Raw genomic sequence first — 20,055 nt, forward strand, 5'->3', positions numbered from 1 at the left:
GCGAAGACGGCTGAGGAACAAGGGGACTTCGGGTGAAGCAGGTTGTTCAGAACTACAAGAGCGGCGAGCTGGCGGTGCTCGACGTTCCGGTGCCGGGGTGCAAGCCGGGCGGTGTCCTCGTCCGCACGGCCTACTCGCTCATATCCACCGGGACCGAGCTCATGAAGGTGTCCGAGGCCGGCATGTCGATGCTGGGCAAGGCCCGCTCCCGCCCTGACCAGGTGGCCAAGGTCATGCAGAGCGTCGCCACCAACGGGGTGCCCGCCACCTACCGCAAGGTGATGGGCAAGCTGGACTCCTACACGCCGCTGGGCTACTCGCTGTGCGGGGTGGTCGAGCAGGTCGGCGCCGGGATCGACGACGTGAAGGCCGGCGACCTCGTGGCCTGCGCCGGCAACGAGCACGCGCTGCACGCCGAGCTGAACTGGGTGCCGAAGAACCTCTACACCCCGGTGCCGGACGGCCTCGCGCCGCGGCACGCGGCCTTCGGCACCGTCGGGTCGATCGCGATGCAGGGCGTCCGCCAGGGAGAGCCGCAGCTCGGCGAGGTGGCGCTGGTCATCGGCCTCGGTCTTATCGGGCAGCTGGTGGTGCAGCTCCTCGCCGCCTCGGGGGTCCGCGTCGTCGGCGTCGACCCCGACCCGGTGCGCTGCGAGCTCGCCGAGCGCCTGGGCGCCGCGGCCTGCGGCGATCCCGCGTCCACGGCCGTGGAGGCCGCCGTCGCCGAACTCACCGGCGGTCACGGCGTCGACCAGGTGTACCTGGCCGCCGGCGGCGGCAGCAACCAGCCCGTCGAGCTGGCCGCCCGGCTCTGCCGGGACCGCGGCCGGGTCGTCGACATCGGCAAGTGCCGCCTGGACCTGCCGTGGAACGCGTACTACGAGAAGGAGCTCGACGTCCGGTTCTCCCGCTCGTACGGCCCCGGCCGCTACGACCCGGAGTACGAACTGGAGGGGCGGGACTACCCGATCGGCTATGTGCGCTGGACCGAGCGCCGCAACCTGGCGTGCTTCCTCGATCTCCTCGCCCGCGGCCGCGTCGACGTGGAGCCGCTGGTCTCCCACGTCGCGGACTTCGACGACGCCGTGGAGACGTACCAGAGCCTCAAGGACGGCGAGTTGAAGGCCGTGGCCGTGCTGTTCCGGTACCCCGAACAGAAGGAAGAGGCGGCTCCTGAGGCCCCGGCGGTGGCCGTGCCCGCGGTGCGGCGCAGCGACAAGGTGTCGGCCCCGGCCCGGGCCGCCACCTCGCCGGTGCGCCTCGCGTTCGTCGGCGCGGGAAACTACGCGACGTCGATGCTGCTGCCGCACCTGGCCCGGCGCGACGGCGTCGAGTTGTCGGCCGTGGTCACCACCACGGCGCTGTCCGCGGCCAACGCGCAGCGGAAGTTCGGCTTCGCCGAGGCGACCACCGATCTCGACGCCGTGCTCGACGACAAGTCCATCGACGCGGTGTTCGTGGTCACCCGGCACAGCTCGCACGCCGAACTGACCCGCAGAGCGCTCCTTGCCGGCAAGACGGTGTTCGTGGAGAAGCCCCTGGCCCTCACCGAGGACGAGCTGGCCGGCGTGCTCGATGCGGTGGAGGAGTCCGGCAACGACCGGCTGCAGGTGGGCTTCAACCGCCGGTTCGCGCCGCTGCTGCAGGAGGCCAGGAAGCGGTTCGGCGCCCGGACCGGCCCGGCGAGCCTCCGCTACCTGGTCAACGCGGGCCGGCTGCAGCACGGCAGCTGGTATCTCCGACAGGGCACCGAGGGCTCACGGTTCGCCGGCGAGGGCGGTCACTTCATCGACACGGCGAGCTGGCTACTCGATGCCGACCCGGCATCGGTGTACGCGGTCTCCCCGGCCGGCAACGAGGACTTGCAGGTCGTCCTTGGCTACCCGGACGGGTCCACCGCCACCATCAGCTACGTCACCACGGGCGCGGCCGGCTTCCCGAAGGAGACGCTGGACCTCATCGCGGACGGCAAGGTGCTGCGGCTCGACGACTTCGTCCGTGCCTCTGTGTATTCGGACGGGACAGCCGGCCGCAAGCAGTGGGTCAGCTCGCGGCTGCCCAAGGTCCGGGACAAGGGCCAGAACGCCGAGCTGGCCGCGTTCGTCAAGGCCGTGCGGACCGGCGGGCCGATGCCGGTGCCGCTGGAGTCGCTGGTCGCCACCACGTCGGCCACCCTCGCCGTGCAGGCCGGCCTGGCCGGCGGCGCGCCGGTGACGTTGGCGAGGGCGCGATGACTGTGAACTCGGGGAGTCCGGCCTGGTACCTGCGGCGGTTGTCCCGGATGGGACCGCGGGAGGTCGGCGGCCGGGTGGGCGACGCGGTGCGCAGGCGGCGGTGGCGGTCGGAACCCCCGGACTGCCCGAGCGTGACCGGCGCCCGGTTCACCGCGGTACTGCCCGCCGGGACGTTCGCCGCAGTACCCCCGGACGCCGCGAAACGTCTCGTCGCCGAGGCGGACCGGCTGATGTACGGGCACGCCGAGTACTTCGGGGTGGTCCGCGACGACCTGACCGACCCGGACTGGTGGTGCGACCCGAAGACCGGGCGCCGGGCCCCCTGGGGCTACGCCTTCGACGTGCCGTACCGGAACGAGGACGCGGTCGGGGACATCAAGCAGATCTGGGAGCCGTCCCGGCATCAGTACCTCACCCAGCTCGCCGCCGCCTACGCGATCACCGGGAACGAGCGGTACGCCGAGCGCGTGGCCGAGCACCTGCGGTCGTGGTGGACGGCCAACCCACCGCTGCGCGGCGTGCACTGGATCAGCGGCATCGAGCTGGGCATCCGGCTGCTGTCCTGGGTGTGGATCCGCCGGCTGCTCGACGGCTGGCCGGGCGCGGCCGGTCTGTTCGAGGGCAACCCGGTGGCACTGAACCAGATCTGGCACCACCAGCGCTGGCTGGCCGCCTTCCCCAGCCGGGGGTCCTCGGCGAACAACCACGTCATCGCCGAGGCCGCCGGGCAGTTCGCGGCGGCCTGCGCGTTCGGGTGGTTCCCCTCCTCGGCGCGCTGGCGGGCCGGCGCTCTGCGGTCGCTGGAGCGTCACCTGCGAAGCAACACCTTCCCCTCCGGCCTCAACCGCGAGCTGGCCACCGAGTATCACGGACTTGTGCTGGAACTCGGTCTGGCCGCGGTGGCCGAGGCCGACGCCGCCGACGTACCCGTCCCCGCGACGATCCGGCTGGTGCTGCTGCGGATGACCGACGCGCTCGCGGCCGTCGTGGACAACCGGCTACGGCCCCCGCGTCAGGGGGACGCGGACGACGGGCACGGTCTGGTCGTGGACGGCGCGGGCACCGACCGCTGGGCCTCGCTGCTGGCCACCGGGGACGCCGTGTTCGGCCGGCTCGCCTGGTGGCCGGCGGTGACCGGCACCGATGTGCGCACTCCGCTGCTGGCCGCGCTCATCAGGCCGTACCCGAAAGATGGAACCGCACCGGCCGTGACCCGCCCGGCAAGCCGTCCGGACCGTTTCGCGGACGCGGGCATGACCATCCTGCGCGGTCCGGCGGAGATCTGGTGCCGCTGCGACGGTGGTCCGCACGGCTTCCTGTCCATCGCCGCGCATGCCCACGCGGACGCGCTGTCCGTGGAGATCCGGCACGACGGGGTCGACGTGCTCGCCGACCCGGGGACGTACTGCTACCACGGGCAGCCCGAGTGGCGGCAGTACTTCCGCTCGACCCTCGGCCACAACACCCTGCAGCTGGACGGCGGTGACCAGTCCGTCTCCGGCGGCCCGTTCCTGTGGACCCGGCAGGCCCGCAGCCGCGTCCTGGTCGCGGACTCGTCCGACGCCTCCGACGGGGGGACGGCCCACTGGTGTGCCGAACACGACGGCTACCAGCCCTGCGTGCACCGCCGCCAGGTGGAACTGACGGCCGCGAGGCAGGAGTTGAGGATCGTCGACGAGGTGCGCGGCCCGCGCCGGGCCGTACAACTGGCGTTCCACCTCGGCCCCGCGATCGCCGCGGACCTGGCGGACAACCGGGCCGTGCTCACCTGGAGCCGGGACGGCGAGGACCGCTTCGCCGTGCTCGACCTGCCCGGGCAGCTGAGCTGGCGGTCGCATCGCGGCGAGACCGACCCGCCGCTGGGCTGGTACTCCCCCGGCTTCGGGCGCAAGGAACCCGCCACGACGCTGGTCGGCACCGGCTTCACCGACGGCTCTGCGCCGTTGGGGGAGTTCACCACCGTGCTCAGGTTCCGCGGCCCGGAGGACGAGTGAGCGTCAAGAAGCGGCACTGGGCGCCGGCGGCGGCACCGTTGGCACTGGCCCTGCTGATGGTGACCGGCTGCGACAGTTCGCAGGGCACCAAGACGGACCCGAAGGCCGCGGCATCCACGTCCGCCCCGCCCGCGGCCCGATCGGTGGCCCACGTGTGCGCCGAGCCCGCGGCCGGGCCTACGAAGGCGCCGGCGGGCGCGGTGACGGTGGACCCCGCGGTGGTCGGTGACCTGGCCGCGAAGACCAAGAGCAGCCCCCCGAAGACCACGTTCTGGCTTCGGCCGGGCAAGCACAGGCTGGATCCGGACCGCTACGCCCAGGTCATCCCCAAGAAGGGGAACCGCTACCTCGGCGCGCCGGGCGCGGTGCTCGACGGCCGGAAGAAGAACCAGTACGCGTTCGGCGGCAGCGCCAGTGACGTCACCATCCGCTACCTGACCGTGCAGCGTTTCGTCGCGCCGCACGACGAGGGCGTGGTCAACCACGACTCGGCCGACGGATGGGTGATCGAGCACGCGACGATCCAGAACAACTCCGCCGCCGGGCTGATGGCCGGTGCCCGCCAACAGGTCCGCGCCAACTGCCTGCGCGACAACGGCCAGTACGGAATGAACGCCTACAAGGCCGGCGACTCCATCCGCGGCCTGGTGGTCGAGGGCAACGAGATCGTGGGCAACAACACCGGCGACTGGGAGCGGCGGAAGGAGGGCTGCGGCTGCACCGGAGGCATCAAGTTCTGGGCCGTCAACGGCGCCGACGTACGCGGCAACTGGGTGCACGACAACCGCGGAACAGGGTTGTGGGCGGACACGAACAACAACGACTTCCGCATCGAGAACAATGTGATCGAGGCCAACGACGGTGCCGCGCTGATCTACGAGACCAGCTACAACGCGGTGATCCGGAACAACACGATCCGGCGGAACAACTGGGTCGAGGGCCGCAAGGGGGCCGACGGCGGAGACGACTTCCCGTACGCGACCGTCTACCTGTCCGAGTCCGGCGGCGAACCACGGGTCCGAGCCCGTACCGACAGGATCGAGGTCTACGGGAACCTGCTGGAGAACAACTGGTCCGGAATCACCCTGTGGGAGAACGCCGACCGGTTCTGCAACAGCCCGGCCAACACCTCGTCCGGTGACTGCACGTTGCTGGTGCGGAACCCGGACCGCTGCGCGCAGCCGGCGATCGCCAAGGCACCGCTCTACTCCGACTGCCGGTGGAAGACCCAGCGGGTGGACATCCACGACAACCGCTTCGTGCTGGACAAGTCCGTCGTCGAGTGCACGGCGATGTGCGACCGAATGGCGGTGCTGTCCAACTACGGCACGTATCCGGACTGGTCGCCGTACAAGGGCGAGCGGGTGGCCGACGCGATCACCCGCAAACAGCACAATCGCTGGCACGACAACGTCTACCTCGGCCCATGGAGTTTCGTCGCCCACGACCCGGGCCGGGTGCTCAGCTTCGGGCAGTGGCAGGGCGGGACCTACCAGCAGGACACGGGCAGCACCCTCGGCCCACGGGCCGGTGGTTGAGATGGGCGGGGACCTGCGGCGCGGTGGGCTGCCGGGCGGACCGGACACGGCGGGCACACGGCCCGGCGCCGAAGCGCGCCCTGGCGGCACCCCGAGGATCGTCGGAATCGTCTGGGGGTTGCTGATCCTCAACACGCTCGGCTCCACCGGGGCGAGGACCATCATCCCGCTGCCCCGCTCTCTCATCCAGATGGCCACCATGGGTGCTCTGGTCGCCGCGTTCGCACTGGCGCTGGCGGTCAATCTCCGGCTGCGTCTGCGAGCGAGCGCCTTCGTGTTCCTGCTCACCCTGCTGCTGGTGCTGAGCGTGGTCTCCAGCGCGAACCTGGAGTCCGGGTTCGGCGCACTGTTCCGCTGCGGCCGGCTGGCTCTCTTCGTCGGCACGCTGTGGCTGCTCAGCCGCTGGTGGGACGGCGGCCTGACGTTCGTCCGGCACCACATCCGGATGTACTTCGCGGTGCTCGGGTCGGTGGCCGCCGGCCTGGTCGTGTCACCGGGCGCGGCCATGCCCGAGCTCTACGGCGGACGCCTCGTCGGCGCGTTGTGGCCGCTCACCCCGCCGCAGATCGGACAGTACGCGGCGGTGATCATCGGGCTCACCGTGCTGCTCGTACTGGGCCGCAGGACCGACAGGACGAGCGCGGCGGTGGTCATCGTGCCGTCACTCGTCCTGCTCGTGCTGACCCATACCCGGACGGCCACCCTCGGGCTGCTCATCGGGTTGGTGTTGGCGATCGGCTCGCTCGTCCTGACCAGCGCCGCCGCCCGCCGGTTCTTCGTCTGGGCGGTGCTGTGCGCCACGGTGGCCGCGGTGGCGTTGAACTCCGCGCTGCAGGCGTGGTTCCTGCGCGGGCAGAGCCAGGAGAACTTCTCCAATCTCACCGGTCGGGCCAAGGTCTGGGACGCCCTGCTGGCAGCGCCCCGGACGACCTCGGAGCAGCTGTTCGGCATGGGCCTGGGCGACAAGTCGTTCGGCGGGCTGCCGATCGACAACAGCTGGCTGGCCGTCTACCAGGAGCAGGGTCTGATCGGCGTCGCCCTGGTGGCGGCGATCATCGTCGTCCTGGCCGGCGTCGCGTTGCTGCGGCCACCGTCGCTGTCGAGGGCCTGCGCGATCTTCCTGATCAGCTACTGCGGGATCGCGTCGTACACCGAGGCCGGTCTTGGCGACGCCTCGCCGTATCTGCTGCATCTGGCCGTGGCCGCCTCACTGCTGGCGACACCTGCCGCGGCCACTCGCCTCCCGACGCCCGAAGTCCCTCGACTCACGACGCCAGAAGCCCCGCGACGACACGTCCCGCGATGGGCCAGAAGATCGGAGGTGACCTGAGCATGCACGTCCTCGTGGTGCACAACCGCTACGCCTCGGCACAGCCGAGTGGGGAGAACAAGGTCGTCGACCAGGAGGTCGCGCTGCTGCGCGAGGCCGGCCACCGTGTCGAGGTGTTCGAGCGGCGCAGCGACGACATCGCCGCCCGGTCTCTGCTCTCCAAGGCCGCGCTGCCGCTCCTCGTGCCGTGGAACCCGGCGGTCCGCACGGAGCTCGCCGCCCGGCTGCGCACCGAACGGCCGGACGTGGTGCACGTTCACAACGTCTTCCCGCTCCTGTCGCCCGCGGTCCTTGCCGCCTGCGCCGACGCCGACGTGCCCGCCGTCGCCACGCTGCACAACTACACCCAGGTCTGCCCGCCCGGCACGCTGCAACGGGACGGCCGGCCGTGCACCGAGTGCGTCGGCTCCGCACCACTGCCCGCCGTCCGGCACGGCTGCTACCGGAACTCCCGGCTGGCGACGGTGCCGCTCGCGGTCAGCCTGTCGGTCAACCGGCGGCGGTGGTGGTCCGGCGTGGAGCGGTTCTTCTGCCTCTCCGCGGCGCAGCGCGACGTCCTGGTGGGTGCCGGCATGCCGGCCGAGCGGCTGGCGGTGAAGCACAACTTCGTGCCGGAGCCGGGCGCCTTCCGAGCGGGCGACGGCGAGCATCTGCTCTATCTCGGCCGGCTCGCGGAGGCCAAGGGTGTGCGGCTGCTCATGGCCGCGTGGGACGAGATCGCGGCGGGGGGTGGTGTGGGCGTGCCGCTCGTGATCGCCGGCGCGGGGCCGCTGGAGCAGGAGGTGACCGCCTGGGCGGCGGGCCGGGACGACGTGCGCTGCGTCGGCCTGTATGACACGGCGGAGAGCCGGAAGGCCGTCGCGCGGTCGGTCGCCGTGGTGGCCCCCTCGACATGGCTGGAGGCGTTCGGCCTGGTGGTTGTGGAGGCGATGGCCGCGGGAGTCCCGACCGTTGCCGCTGGTCACGGCGCCTTCGTCGAACTCGTCGAGGACGGGGTGACCGGGCTGCTGCACCGGCCGGGCGAGCCCGCCTCGCTCGCGTCCTGCATACGCCGGATCGCGGCCGAGCCGGCCCGCAACCGGGAGATGGGCCAGGCGGCCCGCCGCCGTTACGAGCAGGACTTCAGCCCGGCCGTCGGCCTTGAGCGCCTGGTGGAGGAGTACCGCACCGCGGTCGCGGGTCGGTCAGCACTGGCTCGCGGCGGGGACACTCGCGCGAGCAGGGGGGATGGGGACAGCAGATGACACGATGCCGACTCTGCGGCTCGGAAGCGATGGCGAGCGTCGTCGACCTTGGGGCGACGCCACCATGTGAGAGCTTTCTCGCCGCGGACCAACTGGACAAGCCGGAGCCGGCGTACCCGCTGCACCTGCGGGTCTGCACCGACTGCTGGCTGGCGCAGATCCCTCCGCTGATCACGCCGGAGGAGACGTTCAGCGAGTACGCGTACTTCTCCTCCTTCTCGACCTCCTGGGTGGAGCACGCGCGCACGTACGTCGCCGACGCCGCAGAGCGCCTTGCCCTCGGCCCCGACGCCTTCGTGGTCGAGGTCGCGAGCAACGACGGGTACCTGCTGAGGCATGTGGTGGACCGCGGGATCCGCTGCCTCGGCATCGAGCCGTCGGTGAACGTGGGCGCCGCGGCGCGGGACGCGGGCGTGCCCACAGTCACGGAGTTCCTGTCCCCGGACACCGGCTCGGCCGTCCGCGCCGAGCACGGCCCGGCGGATCTGGTCGTGGCCAACAACGTGTACGCGCACATCCCCGACGTGGTCGGCTTCACCCAGGGGTTGCGTGCCCTGGTCGCCGACGACGGCTGGGTCTCCATCGAGGTGCAGCACCTGCTGACCCTGATCGAGGAGAACCAGTACGACACGATCTACCACGAGCACTTCCAGTACTACACGGTCGCGTCCGCGATCCGAGCCCTCGCGAGCGGTGGACTCACGCTCGTGGACGTCGAGTTGCTGCCCACGCACGGCGGCTCCGTCCGGCTGTGGGCCCGGCCGGCCGAGGTGGCCGGCGAGCCGACGCAGCGGGTGGTCGACGCCCTGGACCGGGAGAAGGCCGCCGGGCTGCAGGAGTTGTCCGGGTACACCGAGTTCTCCGCCCGGGTGGCCAAGGTGCGCCGGGACCTCCTGAAGTTCCTCATCGAGGCGGCCGAGCGCGGCGAGACGGTCGTCGGCTACGGCGCCCCCGGCAAGGGCAACACCCTGCTCAACCACTGCGGCATCCGGCCCGACCTGCTCCCGTACACGGTCGACCGCAACCCCTACAAGCACGGCAGGTTCACTCCGGGCACCCGCATCCCGATCCTGTCGCCCGAGCAGATCGCCACCGACCGACCGGACTACGTCCTCGTCCTCCCGTGGAACCTGCGGGCCGAGCTGGTCGAGCAACTGTCCTTCGTGCACGACTGGGGCGGCCGGCTCGTCTTTCCGATCCCGGAACTGAGCATTGTCGAGGTCACGCCGTGAAGGAGATCGCAGCATGAAGGTCGTTCTGTTCTGCGGCGGTTACGGGATGCGGATGCGCAGCGGTGCCGCAGACGACGTGCCCAAGCCGATGGCGATGGTCGGCCCCAGGCCGCTGATCTGGCACGTCATGCGCTACTACGCGCACTACGGGCACCGGGAGTTCATCCTGTGCCTCGGATACGGGGCTCACCACATCAAGGACTTCTTCCTCAACTACGAGGAGACGACGTCCAACGACTTCGTGCTGCGGGGCGGACGGACCGAGCTCCTTTCCACCGATATCTCGGACTGGACCATCACGTTCGCGCAGACCGGCATCGAGTCGCCGATCGGGGAGCGGCTGCGCCGGGTGCGGCACCACCTGGACGGCGACGAGATGTTCCTCGCCAACTACGCGGACGTGCTCACCGACGCTCCGCTGCCGGAGATGATCGACCGGTTCGCCCGGCGCGACGCCGGTGCGTCGATGATGGTGGTGCCGCCGCAGTCGTCGTTCCACTGCGTGGAACTGGGTGAGGACGGCCTGGTGGGGGGCATCACCGCGGTGAGCGACATGCCGCTGTGGGAGAACGGCGGCTACTTCGTGCTCCGCCAGGAGATCTTCGACCACATACCGGAGAACGGTGACCTGGTCGCCGACGGATGCGCCCAACTCGCGAAGCACGGCCGGTTGGTGGCGCACCGGCACTACGGCTTCTGGAAGCCGACGGACACCGTGAAGGAGCGGGCCGCGCTCGACGACGCCTACGCCCGCGGCGACCGCCCGTGGGCCGTGTGGGAACGGGCCGGCGCGGGAGCGAACCCCGGGGTGAGGACCGCGTGATCCGGCTCGGTACCGGGCCTTTGGACCGGATCGTCGCGGTGGGCGCGCACTGCGACGACATCGCCATCGGCGCCGGCGGCACCCTGCTCACGCTGTGCCACGCACGGCCGGGCATCCGCATCGACGCCCTGGTGCTCTCCGGCGGCGGCAGCGACCGGGAGCAGGAGGAGCGGGCCGCGCTCGCCGCCTTCTGCCCGGGCGCCGACCTGCGGCTGACCGTGCTCAAGCTGGCGGACGGCCGGCTGCCGGCGCAGTGGGAGGAGGCCAAGGCCGCGGTCGAGGAGCTGCGTGCGGGGAGCGAGCCGGATCTCGTCCTGGCCCCGCGTACCGATGACGCGCACCAGGACCACCGCGGCCTGGCACAGCTGGTACCCACCGCATTCCGCGACCACCTGGCCCTCGGCTACGAGATCGTCAAGTGGGACGGCGATCTCGGCCGTCCGACGGCCTACCAGCCGCTGTCGCCGGAGATCGCCGAACAGAAGGTGCGGCTGCTGCAGGAGCACTACCCCTCGCAGCGGCACCGGCCCTGGTACGACCGGGAGGCATTCCTCGGCCTCGCACGGATCCGCGGCATCGAATGCCACGCGCGCTACGCCGAGGCGTTCGCCGTCACCAAACTCACTCTCGATCTGGGCACTTTCAATGTGGGGGAATGAACCTTGCGCGTACTGCTGACCGGACACCAGGGCTACCTGGGCACCGTGATGGCCCCGGTCCTCGCGGCCGCCGGGCACGAGGTCGTCGGTCTTGACGCCGGCCTGTTCGCCGACTGCGTCCTCGGCCCGCCGCCCGCGGACCCGCCGGGACCCCGGGTGGACCTGCGCGACGTGACGGCCGAACACGTGGCCGGGGTCGATGCCGTGATCCACCTGGCCGCGCTGTCCAACGACCCGCTGGGGTCGCTGGCGCCGGAACTCACCTACGACATCAACCACCACGCCTCCGTGCGGCTGGCCCGGCTGGCCCGCGACGCCGGAGTGCGGCGCTTCCTGTACGCGTCGACCTGCTCCGTCTACGGCGCCTCCGGTGGAGAGGGTCTGGTGACCGAGGACGCCCCGCTGCGCCCGGTGACGCCGTACGCGGAGTCCAAGGTGCGGGTGGAGGACGACCTGCACGCGCTCGCGGACGGCGACTTCACCCCGGTGTTCATGCGCAACGCCACCGCCTTCGGCTACTCACCCAGGCTGCGCGCCGACATCGTGCTGAACAACCTGGTGGGCCACGCGCTGCTGTCCGGCGAGGTGTTGGTCCTCTCCGACGGCACCCCCTGGCGCCCGCTGGTGCACGCCGCCGACATCGCACGGGCCTTCGCGGCCGCGCTGACCGCGCCCCGGGAGGCGGTGCACGACCGGGCGTTCAACATCGGCAGTGAGACCAACAACGTGACGGTCGCCGAGATCGCCGAGCAGGTCGCCGAGGCGGTGTCCGGCGCGAAGGTGAGGATCACCGGGGAGAACGGCGCCGACCCGCGGTCGTACCGGGTGGACTTCTCCCGGTTCCGCGCCGCGATACCGGGCTTCGACTGCGAGTGGACGGTGAAGCGGGGCGCGCTCGAACTCGCCGACGCCTACCGGAAGTTCGGGCTGACCCGGGAGGACTTCGAGCAACGCTTCACCCGGCTGGCCGTGCTGCGCGCGGCGTCCGACGCAGGCGCCGTCGACGACACCCTGCGGTGGCGCCGATGACCGCGGCCGGCGAGCGGACGACGACCGGGGCCGGAGAACAGATGCACGCGCTGGTGGAGCGGCTGTACCCACTGTGCCGGAGCATCACCGGCGACGGTGTGCGCGCCACCCTGGACATCGTCGGCGAGTACGTCCCGCTGCAGGTGCACGAGGTCCCGACCGGGACGCAGGTGCTCGACTGGACGGTGCCACAGGAGTGGAACATCCGGGACGCGTACGTCGCCGACGCCTCGGGCCACCGGGTCGTCGACTTCGCCGCGTCCAGCCTGCACGTACTCGGCTACAGCGTGCCGGTGTCGGCGACCATGCCGCTGACCGAGCTCCGCGCGCGCCTGCACACCCTGCCGGACCACCCGGCCTGGGTGCCGTACCGCACCAGCTACTACGAGCCGAAATGGGGATTCTGCCTGGCCCAGGAAACCTTGGACGCGCTGCCGGACGGCGAGTACGAGGTGTGCATCGACTCCACACTCGCCGACGGCCACCTCACCTACGCCGAGCACGTGGTACCCGGGCAGGTCCAGGACGAGGTGATCGTCTCCTGCCACGTCTGCCACCCGTCACTGGCCAACGACAACCTGGCCGGCATCGCCGTGGCGACGTTCCTGGCCCGGGCACTGGCGGAGACGACTCCGTACTACACCTACCGGTTCATCTTCGCGCCGGGCACCATCGGGGCGATCACCTGGCTGGCCCGCAACGCGGAGCGGGTGGAACGGGTCAAGCACGGCCTTGTGCTGGCCTGCGCGGGCGACGCGGGCCAACTGACGTACAAGCAGAGCAGGCGTGGCGACGCGGAGATCGACCGGGTGATGCGGCACGTGCTGACCGCCTCCGAACGCCCGCACCACATCACCGAGTTCACTCCCTACGGCTACGACGAGCGGCAGTACTGCTCGCCCGGGTTCGATCTGGGCGTGGGCTCGCTCAGCCGGACCCCGTACGCCGGCTACCCCGAGTACCACACCTCGGCGGACAACCCGGACTTCGTCTCCCCGGAGGCGATGGCGGACACGCTCGCCGTCTGCCGCGAGGCGTTCGCCGTCCTCGACCGCAACCGGCAGTACGTCAACCTCAGCCCCTACGGCGAGCCGCAGTTGGGCCGGCGTGGGCTGTACGACTCGCTCGGCGGCCGCAGCGACGCGAAGCAGGCCCAGATGGCCATGCTCTGGGTACTCAGCCTCTCCGAGGGCGAGCACAGTCTGCTGGACGTCGCCGAGCGGTCCGGGCTGCCGTTCAGCACCGTCGCCGCCGCGGCCGATGCCCTGCACGACGCCGGGCTGATCAAGGCGTGACACCGATGACCGCCGAGGGGGAGAAGCGGACCGCCAAGCGGGCCATGGTCGGGCGGCTGTCCTGGGGACTGGCCGACCAGGCGGCCTCCAGCATGACCAACTTCGCGGTGGGGATCTACGTGGCACGCTCGCTGGGGCTGACCGCGTTCGGCGTGTTCAGCCTGGCCTGGCTGACCTACGGTGTGGTGCTCAACGTCTCCCGCGGGCTGGCCACCGACCCGCTCGTGGTGCGCTTCAGCGGTGTGCCGGCCGCGTCGTGGCGCGCGGCGGCGGTCCGGTCGTCGGGTGCCGCGCTCGGCATCGGTGCCGCTCTCGGCGTGGTGTGCCTGCTCGTCGGTCTCGGCCTCGGCGGCCGCGTCGGGCCCGCGTTCGTCTGCCTCGGCGTCGTACTGCCGGCGCTGTTGCTGCAGGACGCCTGGCGGTTCGCGTTCTTCGCCGCCGGCAGCGGGCGGAAGGCGTTCGCCAACGACGTCGTGTGGGGTGTCGCGCTCGTCCCGGCCATGGTGGTGGCGGCCCACGTGGGCACCGTGGCAGCTTTCCTGCTCGCCTGGGGCGCGTCCGCCGCGGTGGCCGCGGGCTACGGCTGCCTCCAGTCCGGCATCCGGCCCCGGATGACCGGGGCGCGCGGGTGGCTTCGCGAGCAGCGCGACCTCGGCTACCGGTACCTGGTCGAGAACGTCAGCCTCAGCGGCGCGAGCCAACTGCGGGCGTACGGGCTCGGCGTGATCGTCGGCGTCGGCGCGGTGGGCGCGGTCCGGGGCGCGGAACTCCTCCTCGGCCCGTTCCTCGCCCTGCTGATGGGTCTTTCGCTGGTCACCGTCGCGGAGGCGGCACGCGTGCTGCGGCAGGCTCCGCACCGACTGAGCAGATTCTGCCTCTTCCTCGGCGGCGGACAGGCCGCCGCCGCGCTGCTCTGGGGCGCGGCACTGCTGCTGATGCCGGACCGGGCGGGCGAGTTCGTGCTCGGTGACGTCTGGAACTCCGCCTCGGAGCTCATCGTGCCGGCCACGCTCGGTGTCGCGGGCGCCGGACTCGGCAGCGGCGCGGCGGCCGGGCTGCGCGCTCTCGCCGCGGCAAGGCGCAGCCTGCGCTGCCAGCTGTTCGCCTCCGCCTGCTACGTCGGCGGCGGGCTCGGCGGTGCCGCCGTGGCCGGCACGGTCGGCTCGGCCTGGGGTGTGGCCGCCGCGACCGTCTGCGCCTCGGCCGTGTGGTGGCTGCAACTGCGGTCCGCCCTGCACGAGCGCCACCACCACTCCATTCCCGAAGTGAGGACTTCATGACCGCCCAACCCAGGCTGAGCATCGGCCTGCCCGTGTACAACGGCGAGGAGTACCTGGCCGAGGCGCTCGACGCCCTGCTCGGCCAGACCTACGAGGACTTCGAGCTGGTCATCTCCGACAACGCCTCGACCGACGGAACCCGGGACATCTGCGACCGGTACGCCGCGAAGGACTCGCGTATCCGGTACATCCGGCTGCCCCGGAACATAGGCGCCGCACCGAACCACAACTACGTGTTCACCGAGTGCCGCGGCGAGTTGTTCAAGTGGGCCTCGCACGACGACCTGTACGCCCGCGACCTGCTGCGGCGCTGCGTGGAGGCGCTGGACGAGCGGCCGGACGTGATCCTCGCGCACTCCGGCCAGGCGGTCATCGACGGCGACGGCCGGGTGAAGGTCCCGTACGAGTACGGGCTGGCCACCGACTCGCCCCACGCGCCGGAGCGCTTCCGCAGTCTGCTGTTCGAGCCCGGTGGCGACGACTTCTACGGTGTGATGCGGGCCGACGTGCTGCGCCGGGTGAAGCCGCACGACAGCTACCACCACGCGGATCGCACGTTCGTCGCCGAGATCACCCTGCACGGGCCGTTCCACCAGGTGCCGGAGCTGCTGTACTTCCGCCGCGACCACCCCACCCGCGCCGAGCGGGCGAACCCGGGCAAACGCTCCCGGTGCGTCAACCTGGACCCGCGCCGGGCGGGCCCGCTGCACCCGACGCCCCGGCTGCTCGCCGAGTACGTCTGGGGCTTCGTCTCGGCGATCCGGCGGGCCCCGTTGTCCCCGGCCGACCGGCGCGCCTGCTACCGCCACCTGGCCTCGTGGATGACCAGCCGGGTCCGGCCGGGTGCCGGCGAGCGGGTCGAGGACCGCGCCCCGGTCGACCCGGGCCGGCTCACCGTCTCCGTCGACGCCCTCGTCGCCGGACGTGAAGGGAGGCAGGCATGACACCCGCGAACCGAACCCCGGTGCGCGTCGGGGTGTTCGGCCTGCTCGGCTCCGGCAACCTCGGCAACGACGGGTCACTGGAGGCCGTACTCGGGTACCTCCGCGCCGAGCACCCGGACGCGGTGGTGGACGCGCTGTGCGGCGGACCTGAGGCCGTGACGACCCGGTTCGGGATCCCCGCGACGCGGCTGCACTGGAACCGCGGGGAGTACCGGACGGCGTCGCGGGCGGCCTCGATCGCGGCGAAGGGTCTGGGGAAACTCGTCGACGTCTTCCGCACTGCCGCCTGGGTGCGCCGGCACGACGTGGCGATCGTGCCGGGCATGGGCGTCCTGGAGGCCACGCTGCCGCTGCGGCCGTGGGGCTTCCCGTACTCGTTGTTCCTGCTCTGCGCGAGCGGCCGGCTGTTCGGCACCCGGGTCGCACTGGTCGGTGTCGGCGCCGCCCCGATCGGCAACCGGCCCACCCGGGCCCTGGTGCGCTGGTCGGCGCGGCTGGCCGGCTACCGGTCGTACCGGGACGGCCTGTCCCGCGACGCGATGCGGGCGATGGGCGTGGACACCGCGCGCGACGAGGTCTACCCGGACCTCGCCTTCGCCCTGCCGGCGCCGCCGGCGAGCGGACCCGACAAGCTCTCAGCTCCGCCGGGCCCGGTCTGCGTCGGTGTCATGGACTTCCACGGCGGCGACGACGACCGCGCACGGGCCGAGGAGATCCACCGGCGCTACCTCGACGGGACAACTCGCTTCGTCCGCGCGCTGGTCGAGGACGGCAGGCCGGTCCGGCTGCTCACCGGCGACGAGTGCGACCGGCAGGTGGTCGACGCGATCCTCGACGCGGTGGACTCGCCGCTGGTCACCGCTGCCGAGGCGGCCTCGCTCGCCGACCTGATGAAGGAGATGGCGGCTGCCCACACCGTGGTCGCCACCCGCTACCACAACCTGGTCTGCGCGCTGAAGGTCGGCACGCCGACACTCGCACTCAGCTATGCGGCGAAGAGCGACGCGCTCATGGATCGGATGGGCCTTGCCGTCTACTGCCACCCGGCTCGCGAGGTCGACGCCGACCGGCTGCTCGAACAGTTCCGGGCGCTGGAGGAGCGATCGGCGGAGCTGCGGCGGACCCTCGCCGAGCGGAACCTGGTCGCCGCCCGGCAACTCGAGGACCAATTCACCGCCTTGACCGCGGCCCTGTTCCCGGCGGCCGACCACGCCCACACCTTGAGGGAGGCCAGATGAAGGCAACCGAAGTGCCGGCGATCGACGGCGCGTACCTGTTCGAGCCGACGCCGTACTCCGACGAGCGCGGCTTCTTCTGCCGCACCTTCGACGCCGACGTGGTCCGCTCGGTGGGCCTCGATCCGGACGCCTTCGTCCAGGACAGCCTGTCCCGCTCGGTCCGGGGCGTGCTGCGCGGCCTGCACCTGCGCTCCGGCGCGGGCGAGGCCAAGCTGGTGCGCTGCTCGTACGGACGGATCTTCGACGTCGTCGTCGACCTGCGGACGGACTCACCGACGTACCGCAACGTGGCAACCTTCGAGCTGTCCGGCGAGACGCAGACGACCCTCTACATCCCGGCGGGCTGCGCCCACGGATTCCAGGCCCTGACCGAGACCGCCGACACCTCGTACCGGATCGACCGCCCGCACGATCCGGCCGAGGACGTGACGATCGCCTTCGACGACCCGGAGCTCGCCGTCCCCTGGCCGCTCCCGCCCGCCTCGATGTCCCAGCGGGACCGGGAGGCGCCGAGCCTCGCCGAGGTCCTGAAGCAGAAGGAGAGCTGAAGTCACCGTGGACACCGAAGAGTTCGGCCTTCCCCGATCGCGGGCGGCGAACGAGCGGCTGCACGCCCTGATCCCGGGCGGCGCGCACACCTACGCCAAGGGCGACGACCAGTACCCCGAGGACCTGGCCCCGGTCATCAGCCACGGCCGCGGTGCCCACGTGTGGGACGTCGACGGCAACCGCTACATCGAGTACGGCTCCGGCCTGCGCTCGGTCAGCCTCGGCCACGCCCACCCACGCGTGCTCGAGGCGGTGCGACGGGAACTCGACCGCGGCAGCAACTTCGTCCGGCCGTCCATCGTGGAGGTCGAGGCGGCGGAACGCTTCCTGGCCACCGTGCCGACCGCCGAAATGGTGAAGTTCGCGAAGAACGGCTCCGACGCCACCACCGCCGCGGTGCGCCTCGCCCGCGCCGCCACCGGGCGCCCGCGGGTGGCCCTCTGCGCCGACCATCCGTTCTTCTCCACCGACGACTGGTTCATCGGCACCACGCCGATGTCCGCCGGCATTCCGGCGGCGACCAACGAGCTGACCGTGGCATTCCCCTACGGGGACCTGGTCGCCACGGAGGAACTGCTCACCCGGTACGAGGACGAGGTCGCCTGCCTGATCCTCGAACCCGCCACCCACACCGAGCCGCCGCCCGGATACCTCGTCGGCCTGCGCGAGCTCGCCGACCGGCACGGCTGCGTGCTGATCTTCGACGAGATGATCACCGGCCTCCGCTGGTCCGAGGCCGGCGCCCAGGGCCTGTACGGCGTCGTCCCCGACCTCTCCACGTTCGGAAAGGCGCTGGGCAACGGGTTCGCCGTCTCCGCACTGGCCGGGCGCCGCGATCTGATGGAGCTGGGCGGACTGCGTCACTCCGGCGAACGGGTGTTCCTGCTGTCCACCACGCACGGTGCGGAAACGCACTCGCTCGCCGCCGCGATGGCCGTGCAGACCACCTACGTCGAGGAGGGTATCACCGCGCGGCTGCACACCCTCGGCGAGCGGCTGGCCGCCGGTGTCCGCGACGCGGCGGACAGCATGGGCGTCGGCGACCACGTCGTTGTCCGGGGCCGGGCCAGCAACCTGGTCTTCGCCACCCTCGACGAGAACCGGCAGCCGTCGCAGCAGTACCGCACCCTGTTCCTGCGCAGGCTCCTCGCGGGCGGGGTGCTGGCCCCGTCGTTCGTGGTGAGCAGCGCGCTCGACGACGTCGACATCGATCACACCGTCGACGTGGTGGCCCAGGCATGCGCGGTGTACCGGAAGGCACTGGACGCCGCCGACCCCACCCCCTGGCTGGGCGGACGACCGGTGAAGCCCGTATTCCGCCGCTTGGCGTGACGGGACGTCAGCGGCGGTCCCGACGACCGGTGTCGGCCATCCGGTCGGCCGTCCGGTCGACCAGCCACGCGGTCGCCGGTGTCACTGCCAGCGCGGTGCACCAGCCGCCGAGGACGTCGGTCGGGTAGTGCGCGCCCAGGGCGACCTGCGCCCAGCCCATGGTGGCGCCGGCGACCAGCGCCGCCGCGAGAACGAGTGACGTGCCGGCCGTCCTGCCGAGGCCGAGCCGACCGGTCGCGAGCAGCGCCACCACGAGGGCGAGCGCGGTGAGGAAGGCGGAGTGCCCGCTCGGGTAGGACAGGTTGTCGTCGCCGTGGATGGTGCGGCCCACCAGGGACTTGAGCAGCGTCGTCGTCGCCACGGTCAGGCCGGCACCGGCAACGACGAGCACCGCCGCGCGAGGACGCCGCAGCAGCAGGCAGCCCGTCACGGCGGCCACGACCAGCACCGCTGCTCCGGCGGGCTCTCCCAGGAAGTCCGTGGCCAGAGCGACGTTCCGCCACGGCGGCCGCACACTGTCCGCCGTCGGCTGGATGACCCATCTGTCCACTGTGCCGGGTTCGCTGTGGCCGGCGTACAGGACCCCGAGCACGACGACCACCAGCGCGGAGAGGACCGCAGTCAGCCCGAGCCACACGCGCAGCGACGGGGGCAGCACCGCGGGCGCCGACCGGCCGGTCACACGCCCACCGCCCGGTGGTCCGGGCACGTGCCGCGTGCATCACGATTCGGGCTCTGGTCGCCGACGGCCTCTGCGACCCCGGCGGACGACCACGCCTCATCGCCGAACTCGACCGCGCCACGACCCCCTGCTCGATGGCGGTCGAGCCGAACACCCCGCTCATGACCGAGACCGAGAAGAACCCGCTGCCGCCCGCCGACAAGGCCGGGACTGTCAGATGTACGGGCTGCGCGCGACTGGACCGAGCAGGATTGCGAACACGTCATGCGCGAACCGGGCCGGGCCGACTTCCGGGCCCGCTCCGACCGAGCGATCCAACACGACTGACGCCGTTCGACGTGGTCCTCGGCCTCTGCCGACGCCAACTCGCCACCCACAGCCCCCCATTGTGTCCGACCTGACCCGCGCGGGGGCCGTCAGTCTGTGCAGCCCCGAACTCGCCGGCCTGTCCATCACCCTGGTCAAGGGCATCGGAATCAGTCTCTGTTGCACCCTAACCAACGAGGCGGTCGCGGCAAACCACCATCGGATAGTCCACGGGTCAGCACTCCGTGAATTTTGGTTCCGGATCACCTTCCCGTGCCGGAGCCACGAAACGTCGGCACGCCCGTCGGCATGAGCGCCCGGCGCCGTGGACCGGTCCTCGACTGCC

At 71.7% G+C, this 20,055-nt stretch carries 16 protein-coding genes; 15 read left to right on the forward strand and 1 reads right to left on the reverse strand.

Going from position 1 to position 20,055, the window contains the following annotated elements:
* The first annotated feature begins 32 nt into the window (after positions 1–32).
* Genes QF035_RS09405 through QF035_RS09475 form a run of 15 tightly spaced genes read left to right on the forward strand, consistent with a single transcriptional unit; the run spans position 33 to position 18,721 of the window.
* Positions 33–2,234, forward strand: a complete 2,202-nt coding sequence (locus QF035_RS09405; protein ID WP_307519557.1) for a bi-domain-containing oxidoreductase — start codon at positions 33–35, stop codon at positions 2,232–2,234.
* Entirely contained in the window at positions 2,231–4,228 is a 1,998-nt protein-coding gene (locus QF035_RS09410) for a heparinase II/III family protein (RefSeq protein ID WP_307519558.1), read from the forward strand. The genes QF035_RS09405 and QF035_RS09410 overlap by 4 nt, the downstream gene beginning before the upstream one ends.
* Entirely contained in the window at positions 4,225–5,766 is a 1,542-nt protein-coding gene (locus QF035_RS09415; RefSeq protein ID WP_307519559.1) for a right-handed parallel beta-helix repeat-containing protein, read from the forward strand. Before QF035_RS09410 ends, QF035_RS09415 begins: the two co-directional genes overlap by 4 nt.
* A 1-nt stretch (position 5,767) precedes the next feature.
* Positions 5,768–7,096, forward strand: coding sequence for an O-antigen ligase family protein (locus QF035_RS09420; protein ID WP_307519561.1), 1,329 nt, complete (start codon positions 5,768–5,770; stop codon positions 7,094–7,096).
* Positions 7,097–7,098: 2 nt separating this feature from the next.
* Positions 7,099–8,340: a glycosyltransferase gene (locus QF035_RS09425; RefSeq protein ID WP_307519563.1), complete on the forward strand. Its 1,242-nt coding sequence runs from the start codon at positions 7,099–7,101 to the stop codon at positions 8,338–8,340.
* Entirely contained in the window at positions 8,337–9,572 is a 1,236-nt protein-coding gene (locus QF035_RS09430; RefSeq protein ID WP_307519565.1) for a class I SAM-dependent methyltransferase, read from the forward strand. Before QF035_RS09425 ends, QF035_RS09430 begins: the two co-directional genes overlap by 4 nt.
* Positions 9,573–9,585: 13 nt before the next feature.
* Positions 9,586–10,395, forward strand: coding sequence for a glucose-1-phosphate cytidylyltransferase (locus QF035_RS09435; protein ID WP_307519567.1), 810 nt, complete (start codon positions 9,586–9,588; stop codon positions 10,393–10,395).
* Positions 10,392–11,054 (forward strand): PIG-L deacetylase family protein, encoded by a 663-nt coding sequence (locus QF035_RS09440; RefSeq protein WP_307519570.1) that lies wholly within the window; start codon positions 10,392–10,394, stop codon positions 11,052–11,054. The genes QF035_RS09435 and QF035_RS09440 overlap by 4 nt, the downstream gene beginning before the upstream one ends.
* A 3-nt stretch (positions 11,055–11,057) precedes the next feature.
* Positions 11,058–12,083 carry an NAD-dependent epimerase/dehydratase family protein gene (locus tag QF035_RS09445; RefSeq protein ID WP_307519572.1) on the forward strand — a complete coding sequence of 342 codons (1,026 nt, stop codon included), beginning with the start codon at positions 11,058–11,060 and terminating at the stop codon, positions 12,081–12,083.
* Positions 12,080–13,378 (forward strand): DUF4910 domain-containing protein, encoded by a 1,299-nt coding sequence (locus QF035_RS09450; RefSeq protein WP_307519574.1) that lies wholly within the window; start codon positions 12,080–12,082, stop codon positions 13,376–13,378. Before QF035_RS09445 ends, QF035_RS09450 begins: the two co-directional genes overlap by 4 nt.
* 5 nt (positions 13,379–13,383) lie before the next feature.
* Positions 13,384–14,658, forward strand: coding sequence for a hypothetical protein (locus QF035_RS09455; protein ID WP_307519575.1), 1,275 nt, complete (start codon positions 13,384–13,386; stop codon positions 14,656–14,658).
* Complete coding sequence (locus QF035_RS09460; protein WP_307519577.1) at positions 14,655–15,602, forward strand: glycosyltransferase family 2 protein; 948 nt, start codon at positions 14,655–14,657, stop codon at positions 15,600–15,602. The genes QF035_RS09455 and QF035_RS09460 overlap by 4 nt, the downstream gene beginning before the upstream one ends.
* The gene (locus QF035_RS09465) at positions 15,599–16,840 is read left to right on the forward strand and encodes a polysaccharide pyruvyl transferase family protein (RefSeq protein WP_307519579.1); all 1,242 of its coding nucleotides are present in this window, start codon (positions 15,599–15,601) and stop codon (positions 16,838–16,840) included. Before QF035_RS09460 ends, QF035_RS09465 begins: the two co-directional genes overlap by 4 nt.
* Positions 16,837–17,388: a dTDP-4-dehydrorhamnose 3,5-epimerase gene (gene rfbC / locus QF035_RS09470; protein ID WP_307519580.1), complete on the forward strand. Its 552-nt coding sequence runs from the start codon at positions 16,837–16,839 to the stop codon at positions 17,386–17,388. Before QF035_RS09465 ends, rfbC begins: the two co-directional genes overlap by 4 nt.
* Before the next feature lie 7 nt (positions 17,389–17,395).
* Complete coding sequence (locus QF035_RS09475; RefSeq protein ID WP_307519581.1) at positions 17,396–18,721, forward strand: glutamate-1-semialdehyde 2,1-aminomutase; 1,326 nt, start codon at positions 17,396–17,398, stop codon at positions 18,719–18,721.
* A 7-nt stretch (positions 18,722–18,728) separates the two neighbouring features.
* Here the strand turns inward: QF035_RS09475 and QF035_RS09480 are convergent, their stop codons facing one another.
* The gene (locus QF035_RS09480; RefSeq protein WP_307519582.1) at positions 18,729–19,403 is read right to left on the reverse strand and encodes a phosphatase PAP2 family protein; all 675 of its coding nucleotides are present in this window, start codon (positions 19,401–19,403) and stop codon (positions 18,729–18,731) included.
* Between the last annotated feature and the right edge of the window lie 652 nt (positions 19,404–20,055).

It is taken from the genome of Streptomyces umbrinus, assembly GCF_030817415.1.
In the GTDB taxonomy this organism is placed as follows: Bacteria; Actinomycetota; Actinomycetes; order Streptomycetales; family Streptomycetaceae; genus Streptomyces; species Streptomyces umbrinus_A.

Excerpts from the sequence above, each read along its gene's own strand:
- QF035_RS09410 (WP_307519558.1), top strand. The coding sequence starts at position 2,231 with ATGACTGTGAACTCGGGGAGTCCGGCCTGGTACCTGCGGCGGTTGTCC.
- QF035_RS09420 (WP_307519561.1), top strand. The coding sequence starts at position 5,768 with ATGGGCGGGGACCTGCGGCGCGGTGGGCTGCCGGGCGGACCGGACACG.
- QF035_RS09425 (WP_307519563.1), top strand. The coding sequence starts at position 7,099 with ATGCACGTCCTCGTGGTGCACAACCGCTACGCCTCGGCACAGCCGAGT.
- QF035_RS09430 (WP_307519565.1), top strand. The coding sequence starts at position 8,337 with ATGACACGATGCCGACTCTGCGGCTCGGAAGCGATGGCGAGCGTCGTC.
- QF035_RS09435 (WP_307519567.1), top strand. The coding sequence starts at position 9,586 with ATGAAGGTCGTTCTGTTCTGCGGCGGTTACGGGATGCGGATGCGCAGC.
- QF035_RS09450 (WP_307519574.1), top strand. The coding sequence starts at position 12,080 with ATGACCGCGGCCGGCGAGCGGACGACGACCGGGGCCGGAGAACAGATG.
- QF035_RS09455 (WP_307519575.1), top strand. The coding sequence starts at position 13,384 with ATGACCGCCGAGGGGGAGAAGCGGACCGCCAAGCGGGCCATGGTCGGG.
- QF035_RS09460 (WP_307519577.1), top strand. The coding sequence starts at position 14,655 with ATGACCGCCCAACCCAGGCTGAGCATCGGCCTGCCCGTGTACAACGGC.
- QF035_RS09465 (WP_307519579.1), top strand. The coding sequence starts at position 15,599 with ATGACACCCGCGAACCGAACCCCGGTGCGCGTCGGGGTGTTCGGCCTG.
- rfbC (WP_307519580.1), top strand. The coding sequence starts at position 16,837 with ATGAAGGCAACCGAAGTGCCGGCGATCGACGGCGCGTACCTGTTCGAG.